Annotated in this window: 9 protein-coding genes, 1 rRNA gene and 4 pseudogenes; 10 read left to right on the plus strand and 4 right to left on the minus strand. The window is 58.2% G+C overall.

The features are described from left to right. Together FW764_RS27545 and FW764_RS27550 are read left to right on the plus strand one after the other, a co-directional pair. Positions 1–4,827: pseudogene (locus FW764_RS27545) on the plus strand (LapA family giant adhesin); the annotation flags it as partial. Between the two features lie 152 nt (positions 4,828–4,979). Then, positions 4,980–5,318, plus strand: coding sequence for a tryptophan synthase subunit beta (locus FW764_RS27550; RefSeq protein WP_446436644.1), 339 nt, complete (start codon positions 4,980–4,982; stop codon positions 5,316–5,318). 153 nt (positions 5,319–5,471) lie between these two features. Here FW764_RS27550 and lapD read toward each other — a convergent pair whose 3' ends face one another. Both lapD and lapG read right to left on the minus strand, forming a co-directional pair. Then, a complete protein-coding gene (lapD, locus tag FW764_RS27555) occupies positions 5,472–7,418 on the minus strand; it encodes a cyclic di-GMP receptor LapD (protein ID WP_446436645.1) in 1,947 nt (648 codons plus the stop codon). Between the two features lie 14 nt (positions 7,419–7,432). Continuing rightward, the gene (gene lapG, locus FW764_RS27560) at positions 7,433–8,125 is read right to left on the minus strand and encodes a cysteine protease LapG (RefSeq protein ID WP_446436646.1); all 693 of its coding nucleotides are present in this window, start codon (positions 8,123–8,125) and stop codon (positions 7,433–7,435) included. A 250-nt stretch (positions 8,126–8,375) separates the two neighbouring features. Here lapG and FW764_RS27565 point away from each other — a divergent pair, with 250 nt between their 5' ends. From FW764_RS27565 to FW764_RS27585, 5 genes are all read left to right on the plus strand, one after another. Continuing rightward, positions 8,376–9,086: a GntR family transcriptional regulator gene (locus tag FW764_RS27565; RefSeq protein WP_083355884.1), complete on the plus strand. Its 711-nt coding sequence runs from the start codon at positions 8,376–8,378 to the stop codon at positions 9,084–9,086. Positions 9,087–9,464: 378 nt separating this feature from the next. Continuing rightward, the gene (locus FW764_RS27570; RefSeq protein ID WP_446436647.1) at positions 9,465–10,223 is read left to right on the plus strand and encodes a DUF3050 domain-containing protein; all 759 of its coding nucleotides are present in this window, start codon (positions 9,465–9,467) and stop codon (positions 10,221–10,223) included. Then, the gene (locus FW764_RS27575; protein WP_446436648.1) at positions 10,220–11,167 is read left to right on the plus strand and encodes a diiron oxygenase; all 948 of its coding nucleotides are present in this window, start codon (positions 10,220–10,222) and stop codon (positions 11,165–11,167) included. Before FW764_RS27570 ends, FW764_RS27575 begins: the two co-directional genes overlap by 4 nt. Next, a complete protein-coding gene (locus tag FW764_RS27580; protein ID WP_446436649.1) occupies positions 11,164–14,541 on the plus strand; it encodes an amino acid adenylation domain-containing protein in 3,378 nt (1,125 codons plus the stop codon). The genes FW764_RS27575 and FW764_RS27580 overlap by 4 nt, the downstream gene beginning before the upstream one ends. Positions 14,542–14,559: 18 nt before the next feature. After that, the gene (locus tag FW764_RS27585; RefSeq protein WP_446436650.1) at positions 14,560–15,021 is read left to right on the plus strand and encodes an SRPBCC family protein; all 462 of its coding nucleotides are present in this window, start codon (positions 14,560–14,562) and stop codon (positions 15,019–15,021) included. Between the two features lie 36 nt (positions 15,022–15,057). Here FW764_RS27585 and FW764_RS27590 read toward each other — a convergent pair whose 3' ends face one another. Further along, on the minus strand, positions 15,058–16,938 hold the full coding sequence (locus FW764_RS27590; protein WP_446436651.1) for a methyl-accepting chemotaxis protein: 1,881 nt from the start codon (positions 16,936–16,938) through the stop codon (positions 15,058–15,060). A 282-nt stretch (positions 16,939–17,220) separates the two neighbouring features. Between FW764_RS27590 and FW764_RS27595 the strand changes: the two are divergent. The 3 pseudogenes from FW764_RS27595 to FW764_RS27605 all read left to right on the plus strand — a co-directional run. Then, positions 17,221–17,399: pseudogene (locus FW764_RS27595) on the plus strand (sigma-70 family RNA polymerase sigma factor); the annotation flags it as partial. A gap of 29 nt (positions 17,400–17,428) precedes the next feature. Further along, positions 17,429–17,533: pseudogene (locus FW764_RS27600) on the plus strand (DUF4880 domain-containing protein); the annotation flags it as partial. Beyond that, positions 17,531–18,129, plus strand: a pseudogene (locus tag FW764_RS27605) (hypothetical protein); the annotation flags it as partial. The pseudogenes FW764_RS27600 and FW764_RS27605, both read left to right, overlap by 3 nt. A gap of 143 nt (positions 18,130–18,272) precedes the next feature. Here FW764_RS27605 and rrf read toward each other — a convergent pair. Next, a 5S ribosomal RNA gene (gene rrf / locus FW764_RS27610) occupies positions 18,273–18,388 on the minus strand. Between the last annotated feature and the right edge of the window lie 110 nt (positions 18,389–18,498).

Consider the following 18,498-nt stretch of genomic DNA (forward strand, 5'->3'; position numbering starts at 1 on the left):
GCGGGCGACACCGTCGGCACCGTGACTGTCCCAGCGCCTAGCGATGACGTGTTCATCGACAAGAGCACTCAGACGGTCAAGATCACCGACACCGCTGGCGGTAACTTCGAGAAATTGGAAGTTGCAGGCAACGGCGCAACCACGACGATCAATGACACCATCGACAAAGTCGATGTGGTTCTGAGTGCCACAACCACCGTTGGCGAAGGCGGCAATATCGTCTACACCGCCAGCCTTGTGGATAAAAACGGCGCGGCAGTGACTAACATCACCAACCCGCTGACCGTCACCCTGGATAACGGTAAAACCATCACCATCGGCGTGAACCAGTCCAGCGGTACCGTCACCGTCGTAGCGCCGAATGACGTCTACAAAGGCGACCAGACCGTCACCACCGCGATCACCAACGTGACGGGCGGCGCGCATTTCGAAAACCTGGTGCCAGGCACCACGCCGGTTAACACCACGGTCACAGACACCCCGAGCACCACCGATCTCACCAGTGTCACGCTGACTGCGCCAACGGCTGTCAACGAAGGTGGCCAGATCACCTACACCGCCACCTTGAGCAACAAGGCTGGCAGCGACATGGTGATCCAACTCGATAACGGTTCGAGCATCACCATCAAGCAAGGCGCAACCGTGGGTACTGTGACGGTCCCAGCGCCGAGCGATGACGTGTTCATCGATAAGAGCACCCAGACCGTCAAGATCACCGGCACTACCGGCGGTAACTTCGAGGGTGTGACTGTCACTCCAGGCGGCGCGACCACCACCATCAACGACACCATCGATGATGTGACCGTGGTGCTCAAGGCCACCGGTTCGGTGAGCGAAGGCGGTCAGATCGTCTACACCGCGTCCTTGGTCGACAAGAACGGTGCAGCGGTGACCAACGTCGGTTCCGACCTGGTGGTGAAGCTGGATAACGGCTCGACCATCACCATCGGCAACGGCAAGACCAGCAGCACCACCACCGCCACCGCGCCTAACGACGTGTATATCGGTGCCAACGATGTCAGCACCAAGATCACCAACGTGGTCAGCGGCGGCGACAAGTACGAGCACTTGATTGTCGACGGCAGCACTGTGACCACCAAGGTCACCGATGTGGTCACCAACACCACCATCAGCATCACTGGCGACGCGTCGGTGACGGAAGGCGGCACGGCGCACTACACCCTGACGCTGAGCAACCCGGCGCAAACCGACGTGACCGTAACGCTCAAGTACAGCGGCACGGCCACCGACGGTTCAGACTTCAATGGCGTGTACACGGTGAAGATCCCGGCCGGTTCCAGCAGCGTGCCGTTTGATATCCGCACCATCGACGACAAAATTACCGAGCCGACGGAAAAAATCGTCATCACCATCGACAAGACCACCGGGGGCAACTTCGAGAACCTGGTGGTCGGCAATGGCAGCGTCAGCACCGATATCATCGACAACGATGCACCACCGGTCATCGATCTGGATGCCAACAACTCCAGCGGCGCCACCGGGGCCGACTACAAGACCTCGTTTACCGAAGGCGGCACCGGCGTATCGATTGCTGACACCGACATCAAGATTACTGACCCGGACAGCACTCAACTGACCGGCGCTACCGTAGTGCTGACCAACAGCCAGCAGGGCGACGCGCTGAATTTCAGCAGCGTCACCGGCATCACCGTGGCCTCGGCGACAGACCCTGCCACCGGCAAGATCACCCTGACCCTGACCGGCACGGCGTCGCTGGCTGACTACATGCAGCAGATCAAGAACATCACGTTCACCAACAGCAGCCACGACCCGAGCACCACGCCACGGACCATCACCGTGACCGTGACCGACGGCGGCAACTACTCCAACGTCGCCACCACCACGGTCAACGTAGTGGCGGTCAACGATGCGCCAGTGGCAACCGGCAGCGCTGTGACGGGCACTGAAGACACGCCGCTGGCACTGACCTGGGCTAACTTCGGCGTGACCGACGTGGACTCGCCACAAGCCAGCTTGGCGGTAAAAATCACCGACCTGCCGGTGGCAGGCAAGCTGCAATACCTGGCGACAGATGGCACCACTTGGACCAACGTGACCGCCGGCCAAACCTTCACCAAAGCCCAGATCGACGGCGGCCAGTTGCGCTTCATGCCGAACGCCAACGAGTCCGGCGCCGATGGCTATGGCGGCAACGGTATCGGCAACAAGCAAGCCGATTACGCACAGTTCAAGTTCCAGCCAACAGATGGCAAGGACTTTGGCACCAGCGCCACGGTGAAAGTCGATATCACCCCAGTGGCCGACGCACCGACGCTGACGGTGGCCGACAACAACGTCAGCTCGATCGGTTTGCTCAAGCAAAGCTGGAACAGCATTGCAGGCATTGGCACTAACGGTAACGGCGCGTCAGCGACCGACCTGAAAAACGCTATTGATAAGGCCGGCACGCCGAACAGCAGCGGCGTCGTAACCAACGTCGAGTCCACCGAAAACGTCGCCGCAGGCGCGGGTTCGAAGATCTCCGGCCTGATCTATATGGAAGCCGGCAAGACCTACACCTTCAGCGGTACCGGCGATGACAGCCTGGTGATCAACGTCGGCGGCAAAGACGTGGCCAGCGCGCAATGGGGCACCAACAGCGGCAAGTTCAGTGGCTCGATCACCCCGACCGTAAGCGGCTACTACAGCCTTGAGATCTACCACGCGAACCAATCCGGTCCCGGCAGCTATGACGTTAACCTGTCGGTTAACGGTGGCGCTGCCAAAGACCTGAGCACCAGCGGCGTGCCGCTGTATACCGGCATCACCGACCTGACCAATGCCGGCGTAACCGTGTCCGACCTGCATGGCAGCAACGGTGACGGTTACTACGTGGGCTACAAGCTCAACGAAGGCCAGGAAAACGGTACCGTGAAGCTGTCCAAGGTCACCACTGCGCTGACCGATACCGACGGCTCGGAAACCCTGAGCGTGAAGATCAGTGGCGTACCGGCAGGCTCGGTGCTCACCGACGCCTCCGGGCACACCTTCACCGCGACTAAAGCCGTTGGCGAAGTGAATGTCACTGGTTGGGATTTGAACACCCTGACCATCAAGCCGCCGACCTACTACAGCGGCCAGTTCAACCTGACCGTCACCTCGACCTCCACCGAAAGCATCGGCGGTTCGGCGACGACTACCGCGCAACTGCCGGTCACGGTCTACCCGGCCACCTACAGCTCGATAACGGGCACCTCGGGCAGCGACACGATCAACGGCAGCGACGGCAACGACATTGTCGTGGCCGATATCGGCGGCCTGAACGTCGTGCAGGGCAAGAACTACAACATCGCGTTCATGGTCGACAGTTCGGGCAGTATGAGCACCTCCTCGGTCAACGCGGCGAAGGCTTCGCTGACCTCAGTGTTCAATTCGCTGAAAGACAGCCTGGGCGCCAACACGTCGGGCACCGTGAACATCTTCCTGGCAGACTTTGATACCCAGGTGAACAAGTCGATTGCGATCAACCTCAACGATCCAAACGCCCTGACGTTGCTCAAGGCCGTGCTGGACTCGATGGTGTCGGGCGGCGGTTCCAACTATGAAGACGTGTTCAAGACCACGGCCAACTTCTTCCAGAGCGGCCTGGCCACCGGCAACACCGGTGCCACCAACTTGACCTACTTCATCACCGACGGCAAGCCGACCTACTACCAGAGCGGCGAGCAGACCAACCCGACGATTTACAACACAAAACTCGATGACTTGGTGACGACGACCAACTACACACTGGGCACAACGTTCAGCAAGTACCTGGATAACAACCACTACTTCACCATCGACTCCTCGGGCGCAGCTCAATTGCAAACCTGGAATGGCTCGCGCTGGGTCGTTAATAACCTGGGTACCCTCCACGCCCAAGGCGACGGTACCTACGAGCTGTCCGACCGTTCAGGCTTGGGCAGCGGCACCGATTCGTCGACGCTGAGCAACTCGAAAAGCGCCTTTGCGCTGCTGGGTGGGTTGTCGCAAGTGGAGGCCATCGGCATCAACAACGACGTCACCCTCAACGACCTGAAGCCGTACGACAGCGATGGCAAGCCGCAAAGCAACATCGATCCGAAGGACTTGGCCAACGCGATCCTCGGCCACACCGAAGCAACGCTGCCGGGCGCCGACACCATCAACGGTGGCGACGGCAACGACATCATCTTCGGCGACCTGGTCAGCTTCAGCGGGATTACCGGTGAGGGTTACAACGCACTGCAGGCCTTCGTCGCGCAGAAAACCGGTGTGGCCGTCTCGGCGGTGACCACCTCGAACGTGCACCAGTACGTTACCGAGCACTACGCGGACTTCGATGTCTCCGGCGCCAAGGACGGTAACGACACGCTGTTGGGCGGTGCAGGCGATGACATCCTGTTCGGCCAGGGCGGCAACGACACCCTGGACGGCGGCAAAGGCAATGACATCCTGCTGGGCGGCACCGGCAACGACACCTTGATCGGTGGCCAGGGCAACGACATCCTGATCGGCGGTTCGGGTGCCGACACCTTTGTGTGGAAGGCCGGTGACATCGGCAACGATGTGATCAAGGACTTCAAGGCATCGGAAGGTGACCGGATCGATCTCAAGGATCTGTTGAAAGGTGAGACCGACAGCACCATCGACAACTACCTCAAGATCACCACGGTAGACGGCGTGTCGACCTTGCAAGTCAGCACTGAAGGCAAGCTCAACGCCGCTGGCGGCCTGGCCAATGCCGATGTGACGATCAAGCTGGAAGGCAACGACTGGTCCCACACCAGCATCAACTCGCTGATCAGTGGTGCCGACCCAACCATCAAGATCGACCACACCGCCTAAGCTTCAGTTTATCGGCCGCCCCCAGGGGCGGCCGATTTGCTTAGGTGATACGTTGCTGGCCCTGGCGGGCGGTTGCATCGCATACTCGGTTCAATTAACACACCGCTGGCCTATGCGGGTGAAAGCGTGTGGCTCATTTTCGAGGGTTTCTTATGTTTTACGTGCAACGTGATGCACAGGGTGCACTGAGCCGTGTGGAGGCCGCGGCCTTTGCTGAGTCAACCGAAACCCTGCCGGCCGACCACCATGAGATTCAGGCTTGGTACGCCAACGAAGCGGTGGAAACCAGCCTGGCACAGCTCAAGCAAAGTGACCTGGAGATGATTCGGGTGCTGGACGACTTGATTCAGGTGCTGACCCAAAAGGGCGTGATCAACGTGACGGACCTGCCGCCGGCGGCGCAGGCCAAGCTGATGGACCGTAACCACGCGCGGGAAGCGTTGGGCGGGTTGAGCCATTTGATTGATGATGAAGAGACTGGGCTGATCTGATTTCGGCAGGCAAACCGAATCTAAATGTGGGCAGGCTTTTGTGGGAACTGGCTTGCCTGCGATGCAGGCACCTCGGTGTATCAGGCAGACCGAGGTGATGCTATCGAAAGCTAGCCAGCTCCCACATAAACCCGCTCCCACATTGGAGTGGCATTATTTCCAAGGCGCGGGTTCACCAAACAATTGGCCCTGCACGCCGAAAATCCCCATCTCGCGAATCACCTTCAGCTCACCCTCGGTTTCCACGCGCTCGGCAATCAATGGCAAGTCGATACTGTGGGCCGCGCGTTGGATCGCTTCGATAAACAGGCGTTTGTCGCTTTCCTGGTCGATGGCGCGGATGTAGCTGCCGTCGATCTTCAAGTACGCCAGGCCCAGGCGCGCCAGATTGCCGATCATGCTGAAGCGCCCACCAAAACGCTGCAGGCTTAGGGAGAAGCCCAGCTCGCGTAGGCGCTTGGTTAACTGTTCCAGCAGCGCCTGCTCAGGCAATTGTTCTTCGCCGATTTCCAGGGTCAGGCGCGAACCCAGGTTGCTGTACTGGCGTAGCAACTCAAAAATCCGATTCAGCGCCTGGGCGTCCTGCAAGGTGGCCGCCGAGAGGTTCAGCGCCAAGCTATGGCTGTGACCGGCCATCTGCTTGAGCACATGCTCCAGCATCAGGCGATCCAGGCGCGCAGTCCAGCCGAAGCGCTCAAGCCACGGCAGGAAACGCCCGGCGGGTATGGTGTGACCGTCATCATCCTGCAAGCGCGACAGTACTTTGTAGTGCAAGACCAACTGCGGGTCCTGGCTGGCGACGACCGGCTGAAAGTACAGCTGGAAACGCTCCTGGGTCAGGGCCTGGTCGAGCAAAGTGTGCCAGGCATGGTGATCGTCGCCGACGCTGGCGGCGGCGTTGTGGTCGAGGCACACCCAACTGCTGTCGCCCTGCCCTTCGGCCTGGGCCAGGGCCTGGTCAGCCAAGGTCAGCAAGGCCTGTGGGGAGTCACCATGGCTGAACGGCGCCAGGCCGATATAAGCGACCGGCGTGACGTCACTGGCGCCGGTGGCCTGCAGGCTGAGCAAGGTGCTCTCCAGGTTCTGCGCCAATTGCAACGCTTCTTCGCGTACCAATCCCGGCGCCAGCACCGCGAATTCACCGCCGCGGATACGAGTGACGAGGTTATGAGTTTCCGGGTAAGGCTCGCACTGGCGTAGCAGTTGTTCGCCGACCGCTTGCAGCAACTGGTCGGTGCGCTGGCCCCCCAGGCGCTGGTTGAGACCGGCCAGGTCCTTGACTCGCAATAGCAGCAGGTAGCCGGAGTTGGAGTCTTCCGGGTTACTCACGCGGGCGTTGAGCTGCATCTCGAAATAACGGCGGTTGGCGAGGCCCGTGAGGTTGTCCTGATAGGATTCGATGCGCAGTTTTTCGCTGCGCTCGGCCTGCTCCTGAAACAGCGCCTTGAGCTTTTCTACCATCTGGTTCATAGCCTGCACCACGCGCCGCAGTTCCGGCGTGCGTGGCAGGTCAGGCAAGCTGAGGAACTCGCGCCGCGCAATAGCGTGGGACTGCTTGACCATGTAGTCCAACGGTTTCAACTGCCGACGCAGCAGCAACGCACCAAGCACCGCACTCACCGCACCGCACAACAGCAACCAGCCAAGGCTGCCCAAGGCGCTTTGCCAGAGCTTGGCCAGGGCGAACATCGGGTGGCTCACCACCTCCACACGCGCCGCCTGTTCCCAGCCACGGCTGACCAGCGCATCACCACCGGCGGGCTCCAGACCGATGAGTTTGACGAACCAGTTGGGCACACCGTTGTTGTCAGGTATACCGCTGCGCTCGACGATGGTTTTGTCAGTGGCCAGGTCCACTACGCGGATGCTGGCGTAATAGCCGCTGTCGAAGATCGAGCTGACCAGCAATTCCACCATCGCCGGGTCGTCGATATTGGGCGTCAGTGACAATGCCAGCGCCGTCGCCGCATCCTGTGCATGCGAACGCAGCTGGTTGACGTATTGCGTGCGCGAGCTTTCGAGGCTGACCATGAAGCTGCCGCTGAAGGCGACCACCAAGAACAGACAGATTGCGATCAATAGTTGTTTGAACAGAGACATCCGATCAGTTACTCCTAGTTGGCAGGCTCGGCTGGGAAGCCTTCCGCGCGCATTTTTCTCAACACATCCTGCCAGCGCGACAAGCGTTTGGTGTCACCGACTTTCTTGTTGCCCTTGGCGCCGGGCAGGTACAAACCCTCGGCGTTGAATGAGTACACCGGAATCAGGTCGGTACGGCGGGTGGCCGGCAGGATGTCGTCCATCAGGCTGTCGAGCACCAGCGGGATAGCGTCCGGGGTCGAATAATACGTCAGGACCATGTGAGCGCGATTCTGACGCAAGGCCTTGACGTAGGTAATGCGCAATTTGTCGCTGGAGACGCCCAGATGACGCAAACTGAAATACTTGCCGATCGCGTAGTCCTCACAATCGCCAGCCCCCTTCCAGAGCGCTTCGATGGGCGTTTCCCAATAGTCGACCACGTGCCAGAGGTCGATGTCTTCCACGTAAGACATTTGCTTGTTGAAGAACAGGTTAACGACCTTGAGCTGCTCCTGCTCGTCGACCTGCTTTTGGGTCGCCAGCAGTCGCTGCCAGGCGTCGATACGCTGCTGGCCCTCCCCCAGCGGCCCGTACAAGGCTGTGGCCTTGCGGCTGATCTGGGAGAAATCCCAATCGGCATGCAGCCCGCCGAGCATAAGGCCGGCCAATACGATCGCTGAAAACAACCAGCTAAAGACTCGAGAGGGAACAAAACTTACCGCCAAGGCGTTCAGTCCATGAAGAGAGACGGAATTTTATAGGATGGTGATGCTTCGACTCGTAAAAAACAATGGCACAGTGCAATCATCCATCGGTGGACCGAGTTTATAACCGCCCCCTGTGGGATGCACAAAGTACACCCCGTAAGCCCTTACAAACGGAAACTTTGGTTGTTTGACAAGCGTGTGGCCCGTCTCTAGTGTGCATTGGATCCAATTAAACACACTCCATTCAAGAAAGGAGGATAGCGTAACCGTGACGCAGAAGCCGAACCCTTTAAGCAGCATCAAAATCAGCGGGCCTATTCCCGCCCATCTTGCTCGCGCCGTTATTGAAGAAACACTGCGCAATGCCATTCTCGATGGTCGACTGCCCTGTGGCACCGCGATGCGTCAGCAAGAGCTGGCTAGCCTGTTCGGCGTGAGCCGCATGCCCGTGCGCGAGGCCTTACGCCAGTTGGAAGCTCAATCCTTGCTGCATGTGGTGACCCATAAGGGCGCCGTGGTTGCACCGTTGATCGAAGACAATTCGGCTGAGACCTATGAACTGCGCATGCTGCTGGAATCCGAAGCGTTGCGCCTGTCGACTCCGTTTCTCACCGACGCCGACATCGCTGAAGCCGATGCCTACATCAATGCGTTGGAACAGGAGAAAGACTACGCCGAGATTGGCCGCCTCAACCGCCTGTTTCACATGGTGTTGTATGGCAAGGCACCTAACCAGCGGCTGCTCAAACTGGTTGAACACGGTTTAAATGAGGAGGAACGGTTTCTGCGCTTCAACCTTGAGGCGATGGGCCTGGGCGAGACATCACAGGAAGATCACCGCGAACTTCTGAGGCTTGTGGCACAGAAGAAGATCGAAGAAAGCATCCTGACCTTGCGTAATCACCTGATGCGGGGAATGGAGGTGATCACCACCTACCTCAATGGTCTTGAAGCGGCCGCAACGAAAGACGCGCAGTAGGGGTCAGGGCGCTCCCCGTTACCCACTACGGTGCAGGGCTCCTTTCCTATAGGAGAGAGAGCCCGACGACGATACGTCCGACCAGAACGATACGATTTAAACAGGGCTGCTCATTTCGAGGAAACTTCCAACAGTTACCCAGGCAACTTGCTTACAACAAGATATTTCTCGTAAAAACATCTAACACTTTCACAAGATGATCAAAGCGTTTAATAAGATTATTATCTCTCGCCACTAAAACAAACACTTCATTCGACAGTAATACCACGCCAGGTTAGCGCTGCGCGCGTGAACCGGTTAAATGCCATCTTTCTATTCACACTAAAGAACCCCCACCACTGTTTTCAGAGCAGTCGCAGCAACTTATAGGCGTCAACCATGCACCAACACTTACTTGAACAAAAAAAATGGCTGTTATGCAGCCACCCGTTATTTAAAGAAATAACTTCGCTTAATAAGTTACAACTTTTTATGGAACATCATGTATTTGCGGTCTGGGACTTCATGACACTGACCAAACGACTGCAGCAAGACCTGACCTGCACGCACTTACCCTGGCTCCCACCCACGGACCCGCAAGCCGCACGCCTCATCAATGAAATCGTGCTTGGCGAAGAATCAGACGAACATCCAACACGTGGCCATTGCAGCCACTTCGAACTGTACCTGGAGGCGATGGCAGAGGTCGGTGCCGACACGCGTGCCGTCCAGCACTTCATCGAACTGCAGCGCCAGGGTGTGCAAGCAAGCGCGGCCTTGCACATGATTGATGTGCGCCCGGGTGTGGCACGCTTTGTCGACAGCACCTTACAGGTCGCGCTAAACGCGCCCACTCACTGCGTGGCGGCGGCCTTCCTGCATGGTCGCGAGAGTGTCATTGCGCCGATGTTCGAACGCATCCTGCACGGCAATGCGTGCATTGATCGTCAGGCACCAACCTTGGGGCATTACCTTCGCCGTCACATCGAATTAGATGCCCAAGACCATGGGCCAGCGGCGCAACAGTTACTGCGACGCTTGATCGGGGTAGACACTGCGCGCCAACGCGAGGCCGATGAAATTGCACTCGACGCCGTGCAAAGCCGCCTCTGCTTCTGGGACGCCGTGCACACCTCGCTGCAAGAGGTGCAACCTTGAACGCCACCAACTATCGCTCCTTCGCCGAAGACTGGGAACGCCGCGCAACAATCCGAACACGTCCTCGGCGGTTGCTGGAAAACGACGATAGATTGATCTATCCCCTGTGCCGCCAGCCTCTGGTGCTGAGTGCGACCTTTCTCGAACACTGCCTGCAATGGCGCGACTTCGTGTTGGTGCAAAGCTTCTACAAATTCATCAATGACGTGGTGATCTTCGAAACCGAGATCGTCGACAAGACCGCCCGCAGTATTGCCAAGAATCACTTTTCGCGGCCCTTCCCCCTCGCCTGTCGTGTGGACGCGATGACCGTCGTGGTCGATGAGGACTACCACGCGCTGGTTGCAATGGACTTCCTGCAACAAACCATCGAAATGACCGGCATACAACCCCTCGACCTGCCTGGGCAAATCGAACTGAGCCATGCCCTGCCAGCAGCGCAGGCGCTGACACCGCCACACCTGCGCGATGCCGTGGAATTGATTGGCGTGGCCATCGCCGAGAACACCATCACCCATGACGTAGCGGCGTTTTCCAAGGACGACAGCGTCAAGCCCTCCATCCGTGGTTTGATGGCCGATCACTTGCTTGATGAGGGTCGCCACGCACAGTTCTGGACGCAACTGGTGCGCCTCTACTGGCAAGCGGCAAGCCCGGAAGACCGCGATCAAATAGCTGAAACCCTGCCGATTTTTTTGCAGCATTACCTGACCAATAATCTGCAGAAAGGCTTCAATCTTCAACTGATCGAACACTTGGACGTCAGCGCCGACATTCGCCGCGCACTCGGTGACGAAGTTGCGGCGCTCGACTTTCCAATCACCCGCCATCACCCGCTGCTTGGCAACATCATGGGGTTCCTGCATCACAGTGGCGTGCTCCACACGCCGAGCGTCGCCCTGGCGCTGAGAGACTACCTGCCCGAATCGGGGAGGCCGGTGTGAGACGCTTGAAGATTGGATGGAACGGCACCAGCAGTGCATTGGAAGTGCTCAGGCAAACGGTGGAGCAATACGGGCACGTCACCGCAACAGAATCGCTCGACATCGTTATTGAAGACGGCACCCAACCGCTGCTCACACGTGCCGACAACACCCAATGGCTAAGCCTGCGTCTGGGTATCGGCCCGGTGTCCGAATACGGGCTTCCCCTGCTGCAATTGCGCTGCTATGACCATGACAGACGTGTATTGGCGGTACAGGGTGTTGCCGAGGAGCCCAGCGGCAACGGCCAGCAATTGCGCCGACAAGCGATCAACACGCTGGTGGAATGGGCGGCCGCGCTGGTCAGCGGTTTTTCGAGGGAGGCGGACTTCTTCGCCGCAACCACCACCGCTAATGCATGGCCCGAGCAAAACCTGCAAGGGCTGGACGCATTGGCGTTTATGCATCGATTCAATCGGACTGCACAGCCGGCCCTGTTGCTGGCGGCCCAAGTGCCCATCGTCGAAAGGTTACAGGCCAGCCTGCACACCTTCGCAGAACGATCGGCACTAAACATCGCGGGTAGCGTAGTGACTTACCGACAATTACACGCTCGAGCCCTGTCGATTCAGCAACGCCTGCACCCTCTACTGGACAGTAGTGAGAAGCCTGCGGTGGTCGGCGTGTGCCTGGACAAGTCCGTCGAGTTGTACGCCAGCATTCTCGCTGTGTTGGGGTGCGGCGCGGTGTACCTGCCACTGGCACCGGACCATCCGCCACAACGCCAACAGGCAATGCTGCAAAGCGCTAGGGCTGCCGTCTTGCTCGATGATGGCCGGCACTCTTTGCACGACCACTTCGTTAGCGTGAATGTCACCCATATCGACCCGGCGTACGCGGATACCGCGCAACCATTGATGCGCCATCGCCCCAGCGTTGAGGCGCCCTGCGTCGTGCTTTTCACCTCGGGCACTACCGGTCAGCCCAAAGGGGTATTGCTCAGCCAAGGCAACCTTGCACATTTCACCGCCTGGCTCGGCGCCTGTACGGCGCTGGATGAACAGAGCCGTGTGCTGCAATTTTCGCCGCTGAGTTTCGATTCATCGCTGATCGATATCTTCCCGGCGCTGGTCGCCGGCGCCGAGTTGATCGTGCCAAGCCAAGACCAACGGCACGACCCACATCAGTTGGTCGACCTGATTCGCCAGCAGCGCATCAGCCATGCTTTTCTGCCGCCGGCACTTCTGAGCATCCTGCCGCTGGATCAGCCATTGGGCTTGGCCCACTTGTTGACCGGTGGCGATATCTGCGAGCCGTATGTGATCGAACAACTGGCGAGCCAGTGCCAACTGCACAACCTGTACGGCCCTACCGAGGCCACGGTGCTGATCACCCACCGGACGTTTAAGCCGGGTGACAGCAATCGCAACCTGGGACACCCCATTGCCAACAGCCAGGTGTTGATTCTCGATGACCACCTGCAACCGGTGGATGAACAGGTGATGGGCCATCTGTACGTGGTCGGCCCTGGGGTGAGCCTGGGGTATGTGCATGCGCAACAACAGGCGGACAACCCGTTCGTTGAGCTAATACTGCCCAATGGTCATACGCTGCAGGCTTACCGCAGCGGTGACCTGGCGAAATGGACGCAAGACGGCATCGAGTTGGGCGGCCGACGAGACGATCAGGTCAAGATCCGTGGCTTTCGGGTGGAGCCCCTGGAAATCGAACAATGCCTGCGCAATAGCCGGTTATTTCGCCAAGTAGCCGTGGTGATCGATGGGGATCGCAGGATTTTCAGTTTTGTCGCCCAGCCCGAACCCGCCGCCACATTGGCGGGCTTGAAGCACTATGCGCAGCAACGGCTACCGACTTATATGCATCCCGAGGCGTGCGTAGAGTTAGCCACTATGCCGCGCACCAGCAACGGCAAGATTGACCGCCAGGCGCTGCTGGCGATACCGATGCACGCGCCGCCCCTCACTGCCGGCAGCCACGCTCAAACGCCTCTGCAAACGCGCCTGGTGGCGCTGTGGGGCGAGCTGTTGGGTGTTGCTGGCGATGACATTTGCATTGATGACAGCTTTTTCCACTTGGGCGGCCACTCCATCCTGCTGTCGACCCTGTTGCTACGCCTGCGTGAAGAGTTTGGCCGCAGCCTCTTATTGAACCGTTTCTTTGAGGCCCCGACGATTCGTACGCTCGCCGTGCTGATGGAGGACGGAGAACCGCCCAATGTACTGTCGGGTCAAGTGGAGAAAGACGCGTCACAAGCATTGAATGTCGAAATACTGCAGGCAGACCAAGCGGGCGATCCGCGCAAGGTGATCGTCACCGGTGCCAACAGTTTTGTCGGCGTGCATCTCGTCGAAGCGTTGTTGGCGGGCGGTGCACAGGAGGTAGCATGCCTGGTGCGCGAAACGACGGGGCACTCGGCAGCAGCGCGGTTTGCCGAAGCACTACGCGAGTACCGCCTGGAACATCTGGACCTGCGCCGAGTGCAGGTATACGCCGCCGACATCAGCCAGCCTCGACTGGGCCTGGCCTGCGATGTGTATGAGCGCCTCGCTGGCAGCTATGGCGTGTTGGTGCACAACGCAGCGCGGGTCAATCATGTGATGGACTACGCCTCACTCGCCAGGGACAACGTCAAACCCATGCTCGAGTGCCTGCGCCTGTGTGAAACCCATTGCAAGAAGGTCTTCAATTTCGTCTCGACACTGTCGGCCTGCAGCAGCATCGATGCTCAGGGGAAGATCCTTGAAGTATCGGCGATGGCTACGTTGCCGCTCTATCTCAAGAATGGCTACAACCTGTCCAAATGGGTCGCTGAACGACTGCTAGGACGCGCTGCCGAGCAAGGTGCGTGGGTGAATATTTATCGTCCGGGAAACATCGCCTTTAACAGCCATAACGGTGTCTGCCAGCCGCAGAACAACCGCCTGATGCTGATGCTCAAAGGGTCGCTGCAGCTGGGCCTGGCGCCTCACTTGGACGTGAATTTCGACCTGATGCCGGTGGATTTTTTTGCGCGCTTTGTTGCGTTCCACTGCGACCAATTTACCGCGGGGCGAAATATCTTCAACCTGCACAACCCACTGCCTTTGAGCTGGGATCATTACCTCGATGCGTTCAGCCAAGCGGGCCACCATTTCGAACGCGTGAGCGTTGCGAACTGGCAAACAGCGCTGCGAACGGTAGGCCGCGATAACGCACTCTTTGGCGTGCTGGGCTTTTACCTGAATGACCTCACCGAAGACATCAGCGACACCTCAATGATTTGTCACGACAACGCACGCCAGGGCGTGGCCGCCATGGGCGAGCAGTACCCGCAAAAGGACCCGGCGCTGTTGCGCAAGGGCTGCGACCACCTCAAGGCCATTGGCTTTCTCTAACCCTTTCAGGACACGCTTATGAAACTGCTGCAACCCGATACATTGATCCGCAACCCTGATGGCGCAACGATGGTGGCGTCCGTGGACGTCGCGTGCGAGGCCGCTCGCCTGTGGAGTGTGGTGGGTAACTTTGCAGGTTTTGACGCCTTCATTCCTGCCCTTTCGCACATCCAAATGACGGGGGCAGGTACAGGCGCGCTGCGCACCAAATTTTTCCACGATGGCCATTGCGTTGTAGAGCAACTCAACAGCCGGGATGACGAGGCCATGTACATGACGTGGACCACGATCTACAACACCTTGGGTGTTGCCCGGTTGTGGGCCGCAATGCGTGTCGACAGGCTTGGCGAGAGAAATGCCAGGGCGACTTGGACACTCATTGGCGAGCCGCTGGAGGCTGCGCAGGCGGAGTTTGAACAGTTTGTGCAGGCTTTCGCCGACGACGCACTGCAGAACGTACGACAAATGCTCAGCCAATAGGCAGAAGCGAGAGGCCTCGCTCCTGCCCGATCAGGGTCAGATCTTGAAGCTGTCGACCAATTGCTTCAAACGGCTGGCCTGCTGGGACAGCGCGTCGCAGTCCTTAAGCGTTTCGTTGAGGTTGGCCACGCCCTGCTGGTTCAGCAAGTTGATCTGGTTGATATCGACGTTGAGGGTTTCCACCACGGCAGTCTGCTCCTCGGTGGCGGCAGCAACCGATTGGTTCATGCCATCGATCTCAACGATTCGTTGCGTCACGCTGATCAGGCGCTCACCGGCCTGGTTGGCCACTTGAACGCTCTCTTCACTAGAGCTCTGGCTGGCGTTCATGGTGGTCACCGCTTCACGCGAACCCACTTGCAACGACGTGATCATCTTGTGGATCTCTTCGGCAGACTCCTGCGTACGGTGAGCCAGGTTACGCACTTCATCGGCAACCACAGCAAACCCTCGCCCGGCTTCCCCGGCACGAGCGGCTTCGATCGCGGCGTTGAGTGCCAACAAGTTGGTTTGCTGAGAAATACCTTTGATCACATCAAGGATGTGACCGATGTTGTCGGTGCTGGCGTTCAGGGTTTCTATCTGAGTGCAGGACAAGCTGATCTTTTGCGACAGTTCCGACATCGCCAGGATGGTTTGTTCCACCACCTTACGCCCGTCGTCTGCCTGCTCACTGGCACCACTGGCGTGCTGCGACGCATCGGCCGCATTACGTGCGATTTCCTGGGTGGCGGCACCCAACTCGTTGATCGCCGCAGCTACGCTATTGGTGCGCGCACTTTGTTCGTCCGAGCCGACGATCGAGGCATTGGACGAGGCCATCACGCGCTGGGACAGATCGTGTACCTGACGCGTTGCCGAAGACACTTCGGAGATCGACGCGTGGATACGCTCAACGAACTGGTTGAAGGCACTGCCGACTTCGCCAAACTCGTCCTTGCTGGTCACATCCAGGCGACGAGTCAAATCACCCTCGCCCTGGGCAATGTCCTGCATGGCAACCCCCATGGTGGTCAATGGCCGCAATAGGACTTGAATCAGCAGGCTCAAAAGCACGGCAATTGCCACGACCGCGATCAACATGGCGATTAACGCCGAAGTACGGAACTTGCCCAGCGGAGCGTAGGCTTTATCTCTATCGATCGACAAACCGATGTACCAATCGGCACCCGGCAAGCCGCTAATGGGGGTGAACGAAAGGATGCGGTCCTGGCCATTGAGGACGACGTCCTGGCTGACCTTCTCGATACGCAGGTTGGTGCCTGGGTAGATGTCTTTGAGATTTTTCATCACCTGGTCCTGGTCAGGACTGACAATGACCTGGCCATCAGCGCTGACCAGAAATGCATGACCGATACCGCCAAAGTCGACCGAGTTGATGATCTTCACCAGGGTTTGCAAGCTAAGGTCACCACCGACCACACCCAGCAGTTCCCCGTTCTTTTTGACTGGAAGCGCGATGGTTACGATCTGCCCGCCCACGGCAGCCATGTAGGGCGGGGTGAGCATGGTCTTATCAGCCGCCACCGCTTGTTTGTACCAGGGACGCTGACGAGGGTCGTAACCATCGGGCATCTTGGCATCAGGGCGCTGGGTGAACACGCCATTGGTTTGACCGACGTAGGTGAACTGAAAGTTCGAGGTGAGCGTTGGCTGATCGACCAGGCCCGGAAGGTCGGCACCACTGCCCTGGTGCGCGACGTTTTGCGCAAGGCCTTCGAGGACCAGGATCCGCCCACTGAGCCAGTTCTGCACACTGCTGGCCGTGAGCTCACCCGATTGCTGGATGGACGACTCCAGGTTTTGCTTGATGGTGCTGCGCTGCAGGTAGTCGTTGTAAAGCGTGAATAACGCGAAAGCGAGAACCACGACGCCTGACGCGGCCAACAGAATTTTATGACTGAACTTAAGATTCATTTCATCGACTTCTTTTGCCAAAGGGGGATGAGCGTGCCGAGTGGAACATTCCATGTAACGGGATAGGCGGACTCTCTCGGACCGCTCTATTTCGGTGCACGCATGGCTCATCAGGCTTTCGGCCAGATCAGGATAAATCTTAGAAATTTGTGAGAAGCATCCTTATTTTTAGAGGGAATCCGACCAGCGGCGCAATCTGCGTGACGAGAGATTGCAAAATCTTTCAGGACTTTAGGCAGTACCGCTCGTTATCAATTGTGACGTTCGGCCAGGCCTGTGTGAATGCCATCTACTGAACACGTTGCGTGTGAACGTGTGGTGCAGACGCTTTACAGCACCCGTCACAACTGGCTCAACACCTGGCAGCGCAGTCGCCTGGGCAATGCCGCCGATGCGGCAGCCCTAGCGCAAGACACTTTTAGCCGCTGCTGCAAAAGACCGAACGTTTTGAACTGAAGGCGCTTGCGCTAAACAGCGCCTTCAGTTGGGACTGCACTTGCGTAATAACAGAGTCCATGTGCGCTTGCGTGCGCAGTGTGAGCATTGGCGCGAAGCCCACGATGACCATGAGTTGGCCTGGCAGCGGGTGCAGGCTGATTATCAGCGGCGCAAAACTGTGGGGGATTGGCCCAGCGGATCACTGCAACCGGTGAACGCGTTCAACCCTGTCTACGGTAATTCCACTATTCGCTATTACGACCCGACAAGCTACCTGCGTCGACTGAACAGACTGGCGTCTATCTGAGCGGCGACTCTCGCTCGAGCTGCGTCAGCGCTGGGTAGAGACGTCCGATGAAAACCGTATTGTAGAGGCGGGCCGACCACTGGGTACGGACATCTCTGACAAACGCACCCAATTCACGTGGCGCGGAGTATCTGCTTGATAACGGTTTGGCGCTGTCTGTCAGTTATTCAGAGTCCTTCAACCCGAACACCTGTACAGACAGCACTGGCAATCCGTTGGCACCTACAGCTGGGCCGATGCGGAAAACACAACGAAGGTGCCGGCCTACACGGTGTTTGACGCCTCAATAGGGTATGACTTGGGCAAGGTAGGATTGAAGCACGTGGATGTAAGGCTGAATACCAACAGCCTGACCAAGCAAACGTTTGGGGTCTGCTGTTCCAGCCTGAACTTCTGCTACTTGGGAGAAGAACGCAGCGTCAGCGACGGTAAGCTACCAATTCTGATTCGATATCGCTTCTGACAAGCCAGCGCCTGATTTCAGGTGCTGGCTTTTTTGTCGGCCGGTTTCTGAGGCATTTGCTGGTCGCTATCCTCCAAAACGACAAAACCCCTGTTTGCGTTAGCAAACAGGGGTTTCGGAATTCAATCTTGACGATGACCTACTCTCACATGGGGAAACCCCACACTACCATCGGCGATGCATCGTTTCACTGCTGAGTTCGGGATGGGATCAGGTGGTTCCAATGCTCTATGGTCGTCAAGAAATTCTGTGTACCAGACCGTCGCGTTAGCAGCGTGCCGGTGAAATTCATGGACTTCTACATAAACAAAACCCCTGTTTGCGTTAGCAAACAGGGGTTCTGGAATTTAAT

This window comes from Pseudomonas sp. 1152_12, from assembly GCF_052850675.1.

Coding starts and splice junctions, on each gene's coding strand:
- FW764_RS27570 (WP_446436647.1), top strand. CDS start 9,465: ATGCACCAACACTTACTTGAACAAAAAAAATGGCTGTTATGCAGCCAC.
- FW764_RS27585 (WP_446436650.1), top strand. CDS start 14,560: ATGAAACTGCTGCAACCCGATACATTGATCCGCAACCCTGATGGCGCA.
- lapD (WP_446436645.1), bottom strand. CDS start 7,418: ATGTCTCTGTTCAAACAACTATTGATCGCAATCTGTCTGTTCTTGGTG.
- FW764_RS27550 (WP_446436644.1), top strand. CDS start 4,980: ATGTTTTACGTGCAACGTGATGCACAGGGTGCACTGAGCCGTGTGGAG.
- FW764_RS27590 (WP_446436651.1), bottom strand. CDS start 16,938: ATGAATCTTAAGTTCAGTCATAAAATTCTGTTGGCCGCGTCAGGCGTC.